The organism is Streptomyces sp. NPDC002055, assembly GCF_040296705.1.
GTDB lineage: Bacteria > Actinomycetota > Actinomycetes > Streptomycetales > Streptomycetaceae > Streptomyces.
Map to the genome: position 1 here is coordinate 1 of NZ_JBEOXS010000046.1, position 15,799 is coordinate 15,799.

Sequence of the window (15,799 nt, forward strand, 5' to 3'; positions counted from 1 at the left end):
GCAGCGGGCAGCGGGCAGCGGGCAGCGGGCAGCGGGCAGCGGGCAGCGGGCAGCGCGAACGACGGCGCCCCGGCTGCCGGTTCCCACCGGCAGCCGGGGCGCTACGTCACCACCGAAGCTCAGCCCCGCGCGACGAACTCCACGAACGCCGCCCACTCACCCGCGGCAAACGACAGCATCGGCCCGGACCTGTCCTTCGAATCCCGCACATGAACAGCACCCGGCCGGGCAGCCACCTCCACACACTGGCCGCCCTCACCACCGCTGTAGCTGCTCTTCGACCAGGCCAGTTCAGCGGTCCTCGCATCTTCTGCGATGTTCATACCTCTCCCAGCAACTTCTCGATGAAGCCCAGCGACTCCCGTGGGGGGAGAGCCTGCGCTCGGATGATCCCATACCGAGAAGCGATGGAACGGACTTCGTCCCGGCCCGCGACGGTGGTGCTCCTCCCCTGCCCCTCCACGTACGCGACCTGGTCCCCGCCCTTGGGGATCAGCAGTGTGAAGGGTCCGTCGACACCGGCGTTGTCCTCCCGGCTCATCGGCATGACCTGGATCTCCACATTGCGCTTCTGGCTGTGGAGCATCAAGGCTTCGAGCTGTCCCCGCAGAACGGCGGCTCCACCGAGAGGCCGTCGCAGCGCGCCTTCTTCCACGACAAAGCTCAGAGTGGGCGCAGGACGCCGGTCCATCACCTCCTGCCGCGCCAGCCGCGCCGTCACCCGCTGCTCGATCATCTCCTCGTCCAGCAACGGCCTCCGCATGGAGAACACCGCCCGGGCGTACTCGTCCGTCTGCAACAGCCCGTTCACGATGTGAGTGTCGTAGACGTGCAGCTCCACCGCCTCCGCCTCCAGCCGCGCTGCGTCGCGGAAGAAGGCCGGGTACCTCGTCCGGGCCACCTCTTCCTTCATCGCCGCCAGGATCCCGCCTGCCGCCAGCACCTCGTCCGCCGTGTCGATGAGGAACGGCTTGGGGATTCTCCGGCCCTGCTCGACCGCCGAGACCTGGTCCTCGCCGTACCCCAGGCGGGCACCCAGTTCGGCCTGTGTCAGCCCCGCCTGCTCCCGGAAGAGTTTCAACTGCCTGCCGAAGCATCGGAGGAAGGCTCCCGAGCCGTCTCCGTCCGGTTGCTCCGGTCGCCCTGTACCGGCCAACGTCGCACCTCCGTCGTACCCGTGTCGTCGGACCACGCCCCCGCGGCTCCTGCACCAAGGCCCCGCGCAGCCCCCTCGATGGCCACCTTCGATGGCCTCCTCGATGACCAACGAGCTCCCCCGGCACGGACACGGCCGACAGCCCCGACAGGAATCCCCTCCGCCCACGACAAGGCGCACTCGCCGCCTCGCGCGCCCCTGCCCGCTTCCGCGGCGGCCAGGGCTCGCCATAAGTCGAATCGATATATGGCGCTTCGACGCTCTACGCTGTGCGCCATGTCCGGCATGTTGGATCTCGCCGTCCTGGGCTTCCTTCACGAAGAGCCCCTGCACGGCTACGAGTTGCGTACCCGTATGGCCCGGCTGACCGGGCACGCCCGCGTCATCAGCCACGGCACGCTCTACCCGGCCATCAAGCGCATGGAGCGGGCCGGCTGCTCCGGCGCGAGTCAAAGCCGGGCGCGGCTGCCGCGCCGCGCCACGTGCTGAGCCTCACCGAGGACGGCGAACGGGCGCTGCAGGACGCGCTGCGGGAGCCCGACGAGCCGTTCATCACCGACGAGAACCGCTGGTTCACCCTGCTCGCGTTCCTCCGCCATCTGCCGGACCCTGCCGCGCAGGCGGACGTACTGCGCCGGCGTCTCGCGTTCCTGGAGGAGCCGAGCAGCTTCTTCTACGAGGGCGACCGGCCACTGCGCGCCGAGGACGTCGACGACCCGTTCCGCCGCGGGGTGCTCACCATCGCCCGGGCGACTTCCCGGGCGGAGCGGGCATGGCTGGCCGACACACTGACCGAGCTCCGGGCGCAGCAGAGCTGACACCGGCACGGACAACCGGCACCGGCGACCCGCGCCGACGACCGGCACCATCACCGGCGACCGGCACCGCACCGCACCGCACCACAGCGACAGCGACACAACGAGGAGTGGCACCGTGCAGCCCATGACCGACACCGAGTGGCAGGCGTTCGTCCTCGCCGGAACCCGCACCGGGAAGCTGGCGACGAACCGCAAGGACGGCCGCCCCCATGTGACCCCGGTCTGGTTCCTCCTCGACGCCTCGGACGACCCGGTCCGTGTCGTCTTCACCACCTGGCACGAGTCGATGAAGTACACCGCCCTCCGCCGGGAGCCGCGTTTCTCGCTCTGCGTGGACGACCAGCAGACGCCGTACAGCTACGTCATGCTGGAGTGCACCGCCGAGTTCACCGACGACCCGGACGAGATGCGCACCTGGGCCACCCGGATCGGCGGCCGCTACATGGGGCAGGAGAACGCCACGGCATACGGCGAACGCAACTCCGTACCCGGCGAATGGCTGGTACGCGCCCGCATCGACCGGGTCATCGCCTTTCACGGCATCGCGGACTGACCTGAGCGAACGACACCGCACGCGCGGAGGCCTCCGGAAGTGCGGGCCGGGAGCCGGGGACAGACGAAGGGGTGCGGCCGAGACCGCCCGCGCCGACTGAGCAACAACTCACCTATTCACCAAGGGCATTGAAGGTGCGCAGCGGAAGGCGCCTACCACCCCTTCCAGGTGTTCCGGATGAGTTGCGCCCCACGGGGAAGGCCATGTCTCAGATGCTGGGCGTGCGTTGACGCACTCGCTCACGCCGACTTCCATGATCACTACACGGAGACCGCACCGGACCGCGCCGTGAGGGGAAACGCTGGGCCAGGTCGTGCCCTTCACATGCCGTTCCGATGTGGGCCGACGCGCCCCACACGCGCAACGCCCCGGGGCCGACACCCGAAACGGGCGACGCACCATCACGACCTAAGGCGTACGGGGACGTCTTCGGTCGGCTTCCCGGGCAGGCGAGGCGCCAGGACCGGGTGCGGGCTCCACCGCAGGCAACGCTTCACCGAACCCGAGAGCACCGAACCCCGAGAGCAAGGAACGCCATGCATCGTGATGTCGCCACCAGCAAGTGCGTGATCGTCGTCAACAGCGCACTGCCGACCGGTCTGATCCTGAACGCGGCCTCGGTCACCTCCCTCACGCTGGGACAGCAGGTGCCCGAACTGATCGGCACGGACGTCAAGGACGCCGATGGCGGTGTGCACCTGGGCATCACCTTCATTCCGGTACCGATTCTCCAGTCCACCGCCGAGGACCTCTCGCGCATCCACCGTGAGGCAGGGTCCGACCCGGACGTCGTGGTCGTGGGCTTCAGTGACCTGGCCCAGTCCTCCCGCACCTACGAGGAGTACGGCGAGCGCATGGCCACCACGCCCGCGCAGGAGCTGACGTATGCCGCGGTGGGAATCTTCGGTCCGAAGAAGCTGGTCAACCGCCTGACCGGCAGCCTGCCCCTGGTGCGCTGACCTCCCGTACCGGCTCCCCTGCTCGCCACTTCCCCCAAAGGAGCCGCACGCCCCCGGTCCGCGGTCCCGAAAACGAGGGACCGTCCTTCGCTCGTCTCAGCGATGTGCGGCCTGCCGCCGGCTGGAAAGTTGGGTCCGGCCGGCCGGAGAGGCCGCACGGGCACGGATGTTCCGCACGGACGGACGGTCCGGAACAGACGGACCATCCGGGACGGACGGACCATCCGGGACAGAGGGAGTGGGCGACATGAGCACCAGAATCGGCGCCGTCGCGTGGGTGGTGGGGACCGCGCAGTTCCTTGTCGTGCAACTGGTGGTGGCGGCAGCCTGGCGCACCCCGTACAGCTGGGGCGGCAACAACATCAGTGATCTGGGGAACGTCCACTGCCAGATCTGGGACACCTCACGTCCGCGCTATGTGTGCTCGCCGCTGCACAGCCTGATGAATGTGTCCTTCGCCGTCCACGGGGCGCTGTTGCTGGCCGGCATCCTCCTGACCGGCGCCTGCTGGGGCCGGGGCGGGGTCGCCCGGGCCGCCCGGATCCTGTGCGGCACCGGCGGAGCCGCGTTCGTCGTGGTGGGCCTGGTCCCCGCGGACGTCGACGAGAACCTGCACCTCCTGGCCGCCTTGTTCATCATGGGCGTCGGCAACGTCGGGCTGCTCTGTGCCGGATTCGTCCGCCGGGATTCCTTCTTCGGCCGGCTGCGTCCGGTGAGCCTGTTCGCGGGTGCGGTCGCGGTGGTCTCGGCGGGCCTGTTCTTCGCACAGCAGGATCCCGGGATCGGCCTCGGTGGCATGGAACGGGTGGCGGTGTTCACGCTCGACGCCTGGACGCTGGTCATGGCCTTAGCCATGTGGCGCAGCCGTGGGGACGCCACCGCGCTGTCCGCCCGGGCCGCTGTCGCCAAGGTCTGAGCCGCGTCATCGTCACCGTGACCGTCACCGTGCGGAACGCATCCCGGAGCGGTCAGCGCGTGAGCCCCGCCGCGTGGTCCGGGACATACGTCTGCAGGTCGCGCGGCGGGCGCTGATACCCGGTGGACGGCGGACGCGCCGGCAGTTCCAGCGTCGCACTCGGCACCGCCCGGTACGGCACGGTCGACAGCAGGTGGGCCATCATGTTGAGGCGCGCCCTGCGCTTGTCGTCGCTCTCCACGACGTACCAGGGGGCCTCGGCGATGTCGGTGTGCACGAACATGTCGTCCTTGGCCCGCGAGTACGCCTCCCACCGGGTGATGGACTCCAGGTCCATGGCGGAGAGCTTCCAGCGCCGCGCGGGATCCTTCAGCCGCCGCCGGAAGCGCTCCTCCTGCACCCTGTCGCTCACCGAGAACCAGTACTTGCGGAGCAGGATCCCGTCCTCGATCAGCATCCGCTCGAAGATGGGGCACTGCCGCAGGAAGAGCTGGTGCTCCTCGGGGGTGCAGAAGCCCATGACGTGCTCCACGCCCGCGCGGTTGTACCAGCTGCGGTCGAACAGCACGATCTCGCCGGCCGCGGGCAGGTGTTCCACATACCGCTGGAAGTACCACTGCCCCCGCTCCCGCTCCGTGGGCCGGGGCAGCGCGACGATGCGGGCCACCCGGGGGTTGAGCTGCTCGGTGACCCGCTTGATGGTGCCGCCCTTCCCGGCCGCGTCCCGCCCCTCGAAGACGACGACCAGCCGGGCTCCCTCGGACCGCACCCACTCCTGAAGCATCACCAGCTCGGTCTGCAGCCGGAGCAGCTCGCGCTCGTAGACCGGCCTTGGCACCTTCGCCGGCGGGCTCCCCGGGGCTCCGGATACCCCGCCGCGGGCGCGGCGCCGCCCGGGGTCGTCACTGCCCGACTTCTCGCCCACTGGCCCGCCTCCCGAGGTCCGGCTGCATCCTGAGGTCTGGATGCAGCCCGAGGTCTGGATGCAGCCCGAGGTCTACCCGCATCCTGATCCGTCTGCTGCCTCAGGCCCGTCAGCCGCCCGAGGTCGCTCGTGCAGCTCGTTCCGCCGGCCCCACGCGCGCGGCGGCCGGGCCCCACGCGCAGAGCAGCCGGACACCGCTGAACGATTCCGCACGGATCGTCCGTATCACAGGTCGTGCCGTCCGTTCCGGACGACACCCAGGGCGCTGCCGGACACACCGGGGTACGGGGACGATGACGCACGAACACCACACGGTCGTCGGTCCGGACACCCCTGAGCCCGCCGCGAGCCCGGGACACACCAGGCCGGGGACACCACCCGCGCCGCCTGCCCCTTCTGGTCCCAGCCTGGTGGCGGCGGAGCGGTGGACGAGCCTTCCGCCGCTGCTGCGGCGACACCGGCGCCGGTTGTTCGTCCTCGCGGTCGTCGCCCTGCTGGCCCAGATGGCGGTCGCCATGGTGTCGACGGCCGTGGAACAGACGCCGACCATCGACGAACCGGTGTACGCGGGCACCGCCGCGGTCTACCTGCACCAGCACAGCCTGCGGTACAACCCCGAGCATCCCCCGCTGGGCAAACTGATCATCGCCTCCGGCCTGGCCTTCGGCGAGGCGCGGCTCGACCCCGGCTTCACCGGGAACCAGACCGAGCTCGGACGACACCTGCTGTACGAGTCGGGGAACGACCCGCCGCGCCTGCTGCTCCGCGCCCGCCTGCCGGTGATCGTGACGACGCTGCTGTTCGGGCTGGTCGTGCTGGCCTTCGCCCGCGATCTCGCCGGCCCGGTGGGCGCACTGTGCGCGCTCGCCCTGTACGCCTTCTCCCCCGACGTCATCGCGCACGGCTCCCTGGCCACCCTCGACGTCCCGGCGGCCGGCTTCCTGCTGACGGCGGTGTGGTCGCTGTGGCGGGCGCGCCGGCACCGGCTCCCGCTCCATCTGGCGCTCGCGGGCGCGGCGCTGGGGGCGGCGCTGGCAACGAAGATGAGCACCTTGGCGGCGGTGCCGGTGCTGCTCGTGCTGACCGTCGTATCGGTCCGGCACGCCCTCCGGCGGCGTCGCGGAGGTCAGCCTCCGCCGTCAGCGCCGCCCGGGGGCGTGCGGCATGGCGTACGAGGGGCCGTACGGGAGGGGCTAGGGGATTCCGGACGAGAGGCCGTACGGGAGGCGGTACGGGAGTCGGTACGGAAACTCGCGCTCGGTGCGGCAGCGGCGCTCGGGGTGGCCCTGGTCGCGGTCGCCGTGGTGTGGGCCGCCTACCTCGTGGTCGACCCGCGGCTGCGCTGGACACCCCCGGCGGGCCTGCCCGTCATCCGCGGGCTGCGCGGGCTCGTCGCCGGGCTGCTGCCGTTCCCCGAGCCGTACCGGGACGGCATGCTCATCCAGTTCGGCTTCGAGTACGCGCACTGGAGCGGCTTCCTGTTCGGCCGCCACTACGACGGTTCGCTCTGGTACTACCTGCCGGCCGCGCTGCTGGTGAAGACACCGCTGGGCATGCTGGCCCTGTGGGCCGCCGGGTCCATCGCCATGCTGACCATCCGGCGACTACGGCCCGCCGCGCCGTACGTGCTCCTCCCCGCGGCCGTCCTGCTGGCCGCGGCCCTCCACTCCTCCCGCGACCTCGGCGTCCGCTACGCGGTCTTCCTGCCGATGCTGCTGGCGGTGGCGGCATCGGCCGTATGCGCGTCACGACACCGGTGGGCCCGTGGCGCGGCGGCGGCACTGACCCTGTTCGTCGCGGTCAGCTCCCTGCGGACGTACCCGTACTACCTGCCGTACGCCAACGAGGCCTTCGGCGGCCCGGCCGGCACACACCGGCAGCTGCACGACTCCAACGTCGACTGGGGCCAGGACCTGGGACGGCTGGCCGACCGCCTCCGGCACCGCTACCGGGGCGAGCGGATCTGGCTCGTCTACAAGGGCAGCGGCGTGCCGTCCTTCTACGGCATCCACGCGTCCAACCCGCTCAAGGCCCCCGCGCACAAGGTCCGCGGGCTGCTCGTGGTGTCGGACTCCTCACTCGCCAAGGCCGAGGGCCGGCTGGCGCGGCTGATCGAGAGCAGCGAACCCATCGACGATGTGGGCCACTCCATCACCATCTTCCGCCGGAGGTGACGCCGTCCTTCCGAGCCTCGATCAGGCGCGCACCAGCACCGGTGGGCTCACCACGCTCCCCACCAAGACCCGGGCCTCCGAACGCCGCATCGCCCTCCCCACCCGCTGCGTCCAGTCCCTGAAGGTTCACCGTGAGCAGCAGCAGCGCGAGCGGGAGGCCTCAGGCACCGCGTGGCGGCACAGCGGGCACGTCTTCACCACTGCGCAGGGCGGTCCGATCGACCCGACCAACCTCACCCGCGCCTTCACCACGCTCCTGCGCAAGGCCGGCCTCCGCCGCATCCGCTTCCACGACCTCAGGCACTCGACCGCGACCCTGCTCCTGGACCAGGGCGTCGAACTCGTCGTGATCAAGGAACTCCTCGGCCACGCCCACATCGGCGTCACCGCCACCGTCTACGCCCACGTCCGACTCCGCCTCCAGCGAGACGCCATCGACACCCTCAGCACCGCGCTCGACGGGTCGGCGGTCGCCAAGACGGTCCGTGCCGACGGCGACGAACCGCCGCCCTGCGCCGCCCTCGTCCGCTGACGTTGCCGTCAACTACTGCCGTCACCCATCGCAGAAGCCCCGCCAGGACGTACCTGGCGGGGCTTCAGATTTGCGCAAACGTACTGCTGTACGGGGCTCAGCACCTGGGCCGGATCGACTCCGGCGGGCCGCTCCGTGACGTTACGGCCGTCTACCGCTCGGAGGTCCGTAGTTGGCGGTCAGAGTTACGGCGTACTCGTCCGGAACGGTCCGCCCCGCGAAAGTCAGCGGGAGATACGACTCCAGTGCGCCTGACACCTCCAGGAAGGGCCCGAACTGCGTGCGCCATTTATTCCGTGCGGCCACGTTCGGAAAACCCCGGAAGACTGCAACCTCGGGATCCCTTTCGCCCCAACACCCCCACCTTCCGGAAGGTCCAGTCACAGCGATGACGTTCGCAGAGATCGCGATCGACCCCATGATGTCGCCGTCCGGCTCGTGACCGATCGCCGCCCAGTAGTCGTCCACGTCGGCCTCGACGGACAACGACAACGCTGGGTAAATCCGATACTCCGGGAGGTAGAACGCGTCGCAGTCCGGCTCAAGAACCAGCAGTTCGACGTGCCTGTCACCATGCCACCGGGCCATCGCGCAGAGCGCCCGCCAGAATTCCGGGGTGAGGACCACATCGAACTCACAGAACAGCGAGTCCTCCGCCCCCTCTTTGAAGACCTGGCCAGGCAGTCTGGCATCAAGATCGAAGGTGGCTGCGCTACGGGAGCGAATATCCAGATAGCCGTTGCGATCGATCACCATCGAATCCGCCTCTGCCATTAGTCCTCACCCAGCCTGATCTTGATGTCGGCCTTCTTTGACCCCGGATTGTAGTAGTCAGCGGTCCACCCCTCGTGACTGTTCGCCTTCCCGCGAAGGAAATACCTCGCCCCATCCTTCTCGTACATGATGTTCGGGCCCTTGTCAGTGCGAGCCCACCCGTTGGCCTCAAGGTTCTTTCCGAACTTCACGGGACCGACGTCCGTCGATTTGTTCAGCATGCGAGCGCCAGGACTAGTGATGTCCTCATATTTTGACGCGGTCGGACAGTTGCTGTTGTGAACGAGTACCGGTGTGGCCCCCGCCAGCACATAGTACGTGTGGACGTCGGACACGGTGAGGTTGCGGACCGCGGCCTGCTGTGCCCATTTCTTGACCGCCGTGATCTGAACCCGGGTCCCCGCCGACGTGCGGAGCCACTGGCCGGTGCGGAGATCGCTGGCGTCGATCCAGGAGTGGATTTCGGGGAGCCAGAAGGGGTGCCCGTCGGTCGCCGTGACTGAGGCGGTCTTGCTGCCCTTGTCTCCGTCAAGGTCAAGGGTGAGTCTCACGAGGTGTTTGAGACCCTTGCCCTTGATCTCGGCAGTGACCGTCTTGATGGTGGTCTTGCCGGTCTTGGGGTCGGTGGCGATGACCTTGTCACCGATCTCGACGTCCTCGATGGGTTTCGTCGTGCCGTCGGCCATCAGCACCCCGGTGCCCGGGGTGAAACTGTTACAGGCTTTCAGGAGCTTGAGGCCCTTGAATACGCGGGCCCACGGTAAGTCAAGGGCAGCTGTCCCACACGCCTTGGCGCTCTTCCCACTGAGACAGCTCTTCCACGCGTCGACGTCCGGGACAACCAGGCTGGTGACCGCCTTCGCGAACGCGCTCTGCTCGTAGCTCACCAGCCCGATCGCCTCGGCGGCGGAGCAGAAGCCCTTGGGCCCATGCACCCCCGAGTCGCACTTCCCCTGTGCCCATCTCTGGAGCTGCTCCTTGCTTTCGTACCCGGGGAAGCGAATCGCCAGTTCGCGGGCGGTCGGGATCCTGATGCCCTCCAGCCATAGCTCCCCCTTCTTCTGCGTGATGTTGATCGTCCGCCCGGGACGGTAGGACCTGCCGCTGCCGCTGCCGGGCCAGGATCGGGACGGGGAGTGGGACACCGGGTAGAGGAAGCGGCCGCCCGTCCCGTAGCAGCCCTCCGTGGTGCAGCCGGGGCCGTGACTCGCGGTCCATCTGTTGTTGTCGCCGTCGGCGCTGCAGCCGTCGCAGAAGAACCCGGTGGGATCGGAGCCGGTGACCGGGTTGTTGTTGGCGTAGGCGTAGCCGTTGATCTGCTGGGGGTCGGTCAGGTCCATGACCGAGTCGACGGACAGGAAGCGGCCGGTGGTGGGGTCGTATTCCCGTGCGCCCAGGTGGGTGAGGCCGGTGGCCTTGGTGTCGTCGGTCCCTCCCACGAAGCCCTTGGTGCCCGGCCAGGCCTTCGGCTCCTCGCCGCGGAGTTCACCGAAGGGGAGGGTGCGGCGCTGAGTGAGCTTCTGGGAGGCGGCGTCGACGGCGAGTTGTCCGGTGCCGTGGTGGTCAGCGAGCGTGATGGAGACGCTGCCGTCGTCCTGCTGCACGGCCTGGTGGCCGCCGCCGAGATCGATGTAGCGGGTGGCTTTCGGTGTGGACGAACCCTTGGGCAGCGTGATCTCGGTGGCGCCCAGGTAGAGGGTGGTTTCGGTGGGGGTGCGGCCGATGAGTCGGTTGCCGTCGGCGTCGTAGAGGTACTCGGTGACCTTGTCGGCTCCGCCCTCGACCGGTTCGGTCACCTTCGACAGGCGCCCCTCGGCGTCCCACTGGAGGGACTGGGTGTCGCCGGCCAGCCTCCGGGTAGTGGTGTTGCCACTCTCGTCGTAACCGAAGGTGTCCTCGGCGGTTCCACTCGGCCCCGTGGCCTTGACCGAGGTCAGCGTATGCGGCTGGGGGCTGCCGGGGGCGGGATAGCCATAGGTGCGTTTGGTGTTCTTGGCGGGATCGCCCGAGGGGTCGTGGAGGGTCTCGGTGCTGCGGTTGCCGACCTTGTCGTATGTGTAGGAGGACCAGTAGGCGGCCGGACCGCCCAGTACACCGCCGCTCGGGGTGCTGGCGCACTCCTTGCTGCCTTGAGTCCACGCTTCGGTCAGGCGCCGCAGATAGTCGTAGGTGAAGCACTGGTTGTCGATGCCGGAGCGGGATCCGTCCGCTATCGACAACACATTGCCCATCTCGTCGTAGCGGTAGGTGCTGTGCTGGTCGACGCCCGCCACGTCCTGACGGTCCACCCGCGCCGTGGCCAGACGCTGCGTGCCCCATTCGTAGGTGTTGGTGGCCCAGGTCTTCTTGCCGCCGCCGCTGGAGAGTTCGTACTGCTGCGGTTTGCCGGTGAGGCTGTACAGGGTGCTGGACTTCACTCCCTGGCTGCCGTCGACGGCGACGGGGCGCAGGGTCGCGTCTTCGTAGGTGTAGGCCATGCTTGCCGCCGGCAGGGATCCTGCCTTGGGGTAGCCGACGCTTTCCACAGCGTCGAAGACCTTGTAGCCGGTCGCCGAGAGATAGGTGCCCTGGAGTGCGCCCTCGGAGGCGGGGATGGTGACCGAGGAGCGAAGCGCACGGTAGAGGCGGTCGTAGGCCACCACCTTGGAGGTGTATGCCTGGCCGCCCTTGTAGCGGGTGGACTCGGCCAGCTGCCCCTTGGCCCCGCTGATCGTGTCGTACACCCACTTCGCACGCAGCTCACCACTCGGCGAGTCCTTGTGCAGCTCGGTACGTCGGCCGAGGCCGTCGTAGACGTAGGCGAGGGTGGTCTTGCGCCCGTCGGTGGTGGAAGTCAGCTGGCCTCGGTCGTCGTAGGCGCTGCTGGTGGTTCCCTTGTCGGGGTCCTTTGCCTCGGTGAGCTGGCCGAGCAGGTCATAGCTGTATCGCCAGATGTTCCTGGCGGGATCGGTGACCGACTTCAGTTCGCCGCGCGGAGTGTAGGCGTAGGTGGTGGTGTCGAAGGCGGCATCGGCTGTGCGCTGGTGGAGCTGGCGCAGTTCGGTGGTCTTGCCGCGGGCGTCGGTGAGCGTCGTTGTGGCTGTGCCGCCGACGGGTGGGATGACCGTAGTGCGGTCGCCGCTGTGGATGGTCTTGGTGACGCCCAGCACCGTACCGCCGTCGCCGTTTCCGGCAAGCTGCCGTGACTCGGTCTGCCGGCCCAGGCCGTCGTAGCTGTAGCGGTTCTGCGTCTCGAGGCTCAGCGCGTCTTCGGGTTTGAACAGAGTGCCGCTCGGCTTGCCGTCGGCGTAGTAGGCGGCGAAGTCCTTTTTCTTCAAACCGCGTTCGTCGTAGAAGGCATCGGTCAGCAGCCGTCCGCCGCCCGGTCCGGGAGCTTGCGTCTGCCGTTCCCGTAGCAGTCCGTCATAGAGGGTGTAGGAGGTCTGCTGGGTGCCGTTGTTCCCCAGCGTCTTGGTGCCCACCGCCACCGGTTGCCGGTCGGTGACAGCGTAGGTGAACTCGTACGTGGGGGTCTGTCCTGTGAGCCGGTCGGCCAGCCACACCTTGGTGGAGCGTCCCAGGGCGTCGTAGGCGTAGTGGGTGACCTTGCCGTTGGTGTCGGTCTGGGTCAACGGCAAGCCGCGCCGCACGTCACGCGTGGTGGTCGTGGTCTGTGCGGTGGCCCCATCGCCGCTCTTTGCGGGCGGAGAGGTCACCTTGGCGCTGGTGGGAAACCCTGTGGCGGGCGTATAGGCGGTCGTGGTCGTGCGGCCGTCGGTCCGGGCGGTGCGCTTGAGCGCTCCGGATGCGGTGACGGTGACGTCGGCCGTCAGGTCGGTGCTGGTGAGCACCCGTCCGTAGGAGTCGTAGGTGGAACCGGACTCCGTATAAGCGGCGGTGGTTCCGTCATATTTCTTCAGCAGCGCGGTTGCAGTGGCGTCGCCGGTCGCGGGAGCGTCCCCGTAGCCGCCGCCGTCGTAGGAGGTGCGCGCGTCGGAGATGACGTCGTCCGGTCGGGCAGCGGTCGCGTCACACGCTGTGGCGACGGCTTCCACCCGGGAAGGGAGGGTGAGGATGTTCTTGTCGGTGTTGGTGGCGTAGGTGGAACGGGTGCAGATGTTGTCCGCAGCGGTGTCGTTGTCTCCGAAGTCGTCGACCTGTTTGACCCGCCCGGCCACCGTGTCGAAGCTGGTCGCTGTTGAGGTGGTCCGCCATCTGGATCCGGCGCCGTCGTCCAGCGAGGTGAACGTCTTGGTGTGACCGGTTCCGGTGAGGTTGGCTGTGACCGTGCCCCAGTCGCGAACCTTTTTCGCGGTCTCGTGGCGCCAGGGGCGGTTCACCGTCTTGGCCAGGGTCTTGCCGCCGGGTCCGGAGTAGCTGACTGTCTTGTAGGCGAAGCCGGCCGCCGACTCGTGGTCGGTGAGCGGGTCGCCTTCGTCGTCGCCGAGCGCGACGGTGACACTCTTGGTGCCGCCTCCGGTGTCCTTGCGGTCGCCGTCCATGCCGCGCAGGAAGTAGGTGTCCTGCTGCGACTTCATGGCGGCCGCCCCGCCCTGGCCACCCGTCTGTACCCGGACGTGCCCGTAGCCGCGCCACTGCGACCAGGTCTTGAACTTCTCCTTCGTGAGTCCGTCGTCATCGTCGTAGTGCCAGGCCGCGCCGCCCTTGTAGTCGTAGGCAGTGACCTGATCGGGCGCTCCACCGGTGCGGTCGGTCGTGGTCACGGAGTCGACCACATACTTGTTGAACCACTGCCGCTCGGGGTCGTCGCTCGCGCTGCCGCCGATGAACTGCGGGAAACAGCGGGTGGTGTTCGTCTGCGGGGTCGGGAGGGTGCCCCAGTCGCAGGCCTCGGCGCTGTAGTTGACGTCGATCTGTCCGCCGGATTCGTCGGCGACCGTGGACAGGCGGTCCTTGATGAACGGTGCATAACCGTCGCCGGTCTTGTCCAGGCGGTTGGCCAGCTGGGTGTAGGCGAAGGTGGTCTTCGGCAGCGTGATGTCCGGTTTCTGGCTGCGGCCGGTGCGCTGAACGGACTCCAGTTCCAGCTGGTAGTCGGTGTCGGCCTTGCCCCAGCGGTGGCCGAAAGCCCAGCTGTCGACGTCCTGATAGGCGCCGCCGTCGAGGGCCTGTGTGGTGACCCGGGTCAGACGCTTGCGGGTGAAGAACACCGGAGAGAGCCGACCGTCGTCGCAGTCCTCGTCCGCCGTGCAGTTCAAATCCCAGGGGGTGTCGTACCAGTAGAAGGCGTCCTTGCTGATGGATGCACAGTCGGTCTGCGCATCGGGCAGGCAGCGCTCCCCACTCGTGAAGTCGACCTTCGCCAGCGCCTTGGTGCCGTATACCGAGGACGACTTCAGGCCGTATTCGATGCGGTCCAGGTCACCCCCGCGGACATAGCGGGTGTTGTCCTTGGCCTTGAGGTTACGGCCGTAGGAGTTCGCTTCCTTGTCGTAGTAGTAGGTGATGGCGTTGCCGTGAGGATCCACGACGTAGTCCAGGTTCCATCGCCACGCCTGCTGACACCACGATTCGGCGAAGGTCGCACCGTGACAGGGCTCGTCGGCACCGTTGCCGAACACCGGTACCGTCCATGCCGAATCGGTGGTCTCCTTGCCCTCGGTCCAGCCCGGCAGTCGGTTGTAGCCGAAGTAGTAGCGGACTCCGTCGGGTGTGGTGACCCGCCAGTACTCGTCCTTCCTGGCACCGTTGCCGCGCACGTTGTCGGCCGAACCGTAGAGGCGGTCGATCTTCGTGCCGTCATCGCTCTTCAGCTTCCAGGAGTCGGCGCCGCTGGGCACCAGCTCCCCGCCCTTGCCATTGAAGGAGATGAACGCGTTGTCGTAGGACCAGCACAGGTCTCCCGGCTTGCCACCGTCCGCGTGCTTCACCCCGTCGTCCGCGCACGATTTGTAACTGCGCTCGATGTGGCCGGGCCACAGGTCGAAGCCGTCGCCCACCCAGGAGGACTGGTTGTTGGTGTTCGCGGAACGGCCGTCGACCGCGCCCGAGGAGTAGGACAAGCCCACGCTCGGTGTCAGTCCACCTGGCACATCCGGCACCGGCATGCCGTACGACCAGGTGAAGTCGCCGGTGTTCAGGTTGGTGTCCCATGTCGCGGAAGGCGACAGCGAGGTGGCCTTGAAGTTCCCCTTGTCGCCCTTCCCTTCCGCCACGGCTGCCAGCACCGTCGGTTCACCGGTGCGCAATGACAGGTCGGGGGCGGTGAGGGTCCGCTTCTCGGTGTCGTTGACGACCTCAACAGGCTCGGGCGTACGGCATGACCGTTTGGCCGGCGAGGTCAGCACGCAAGCCGGCAGCTCGACCAAGGTCAACCGGGACGCGTAACCACCCCCGTAGGCCCCGGCGAAGGACGCATAGTCGACTCGGGCCCTTACCCGGCCCACCGTGGCGTTCTTCTTGCCGCTCCGCCCCATGTCGGGCTGCAAGCTGAACAGCGGCCCGTCGACCCCGGCCTTCTTCGCTTCCTCACGGCCCAGCACTCGGGCCGTGACTTCACCGCGGGCACCCTTGCCGTGCCTGACTACTGCGTCCAGGGCCAGCGGCAGGCCGCGCACCGGCTTCGGTGCCGCTCCGGCCTTCGCGCCGGATGCGGGCAACGTCACGACCGCTGACGCCGCCTTCGGCCAACTGGCCCGAGGCGCGGCCCGTGGAGTGCGGGGCCCCTTCATGACCGTGCGTGGCTTGACCTTGCCGATGGCGCCGGAAACCGGCTGCTCGGCCCGGGGACGGGCCGGCCGTCCCTTTCCGTCGTCCGCTACGGCAGCGGGCTGTGCCACCGCCTGCAGCAGAGTCGCCACCATGACCACGGCCGAGGCCAACGCGACACGAGGACGCAGCACTCGACCCCGCATGCTCGATCTGCCGTTCATCCCTGTCCTTCATCCCTCACTGTGTGCACCACCGGACGCGAACGCCGCGGGGTGAAGAGAAAGCCACTCCTGGGGAGGTGCCGGTGGCCGGGCAGCCGGAGATCATTCAGGCGCCCGCCA

General features: G+C 68.5%; 10 protein-coding genes and 2 pseudogenes. 7 read left to right on the forward strand and 5 right to left on the reverse strand.

Translation table 11 applies throughout. The annotated features are described in order from the left end of the window. On the forward strand, window positions 1-213 hold a 213-nt coding region (locus tag ABT112_RS25150; RefSeq protein WP_351513256.1), incomplete at its 5' end, for a hypothetical protein. Here ABT112_RS25150 and ABT112_RS25155 read toward each other — a convergent pair. Together ABT112_RS25155 and ABT112_RS25160 are read right to left on the reverse strand one after the other, a co-directional pair. Next, the gene (locus ABT112_RS25155; RefSeq protein ID WP_351513193.1) at window positions 120-323 is read right to left on the reverse strand and encodes a DUF397 domain-containing protein; all 204 of its coding nucleotides are present in this window, start codon (window positions 321-323) and stop codon (window positions 120-122) included. The two genes, ABT112_RS25150 and ABT112_RS25155, sit on opposite strands and share 94 nt — an antisense overlap. Continuing rightward, entirely contained in the window at window positions 320-1,156 is an 837-nt protein-coding gene (locus ABT112_RS25160) for a helix-turn-helix domain-containing protein (protein WP_502975436.1), read from the reverse strand. Before ABT112_RS25160 ends, ABT112_RS25155 begins: the two co-directional genes overlap by 4 nt. 285 nt (window positions 1,157-1,441) lie before the next feature. Between ABT112_RS25160 and ABT112_RS25165 the strand changes: the two are divergent. From ABT112_RS25165 to ABT112_RS25180, 4 genes and pseudogenes are all read left to right on the forward strand, one after another. Then, window positions 1,442-1,974 (forward strand): annotated as a pseudogene (locus tag ABT112_RS25165) (PadR family transcriptional regulator). A gap of 124 nt (window positions 1,975-2,098) precedes the next feature. After that, window positions 2,099-2,527 (forward strand): PPOX class F420-dependent oxidoreductase, encoded by a 429-nt coding sequence (locus ABT112_RS25170; RefSeq protein WP_351513197.1) that lies wholly within the window; start codon window positions 2,099-2,101, stop codon window positions 2,525-2,527. A gap of 536 nt (window positions 2,528-3,063) precedes the next feature. Next, the gene (locus tag ABT112_RS25175) at window positions 3,064-3,486 is read left to right on the forward strand and encodes a DUF2000 domain-containing protein (protein WP_351513199.1); all 423 of its coding nucleotides are present in this window, start codon (window positions 3,064-3,066) and stop codon (window positions 3,484-3,486) included. Between the two features lie 247 nt (window positions 3,487-3,733). Next, the gene (locus tag ABT112_RS25180) at window positions 3,734-4,402 is read left to right on the forward strand and encodes a DUF998 domain-containing protein (RefSeq protein ID WP_351513201.1); all 669 of its coding nucleotides are present in this window, start codon (window positions 3,734-3,736) and stop codon (window positions 4,400-4,402) included. Between the two features lie 52 nt (window positions 4,403-4,454). Here ABT112_RS25180 and ppk2 read toward each other — a convergent pair whose 3' ends face one another. Further along, a complete protein-coding gene (gene ppk2 / locus ABT112_RS25185; protein ID WP_351513202.1) occupies window positions 4,455-5,240 on the reverse strand; it encodes a polyphosphate kinase 2 in 786 nt (261 codons plus the stop codon). Between the two features lie 380 nt (window positions 5,241-5,620). Between ppk2 and ABT112_RS25190 the strand changes: the two genes are divergently transcribed. Together ABT112_RS25190 and ABT112_RS25195 are read left to right on the forward strand one after the other, a co-directional pair. Then, window positions 5,621-7,501 (forward strand): phospholipid carrier-dependent glycosyltransferase, encoded by a 1,881-nt coding sequence (locus ABT112_RS25190; RefSeq protein WP_502975437.1) that lies wholly within the window; start codon window positions 5,621-5,623, stop codon window positions 7,499-7,501. A gap of 28 nt (window positions 7,502-7,529) precedes the next feature. Continuing rightward, window positions 7,530-8,033, forward strand: a pseudogene (locus ABT112_RS25195) (tyrosine-type recombinase/integrase); the annotation flags it as partial. Between the two features lie 141 nt (window positions 8,034-8,174). On the opposite strand, the gene ABT112_RS25200 reads toward ABT112_RS25195, so the two are convergent. Further along, window positions 8,175-8,789, reverse strand: a complete 615-nt coding sequence (locus tag ABT112_RS25200; protein ID WP_351513204.1) for a hypothetical protein — start codon at window positions 8,787-8,789, stop codon at window positions 8,175-8,177. Between the two features lie 17 nt (window positions 8,790-8,806). Beyond that, a complete protein-coding gene (locus ABT112_RS25205) occupies window positions 8,807-15,661 on the reverse strand; it encodes a polymorphic toxin-type HINT domain-containing protein (protein WP_351513247.1) in 6,855 nt (2,284 codons plus the stop codon). Window positions 15,662-15,799 lie beyond the last annotated feature (138 nt).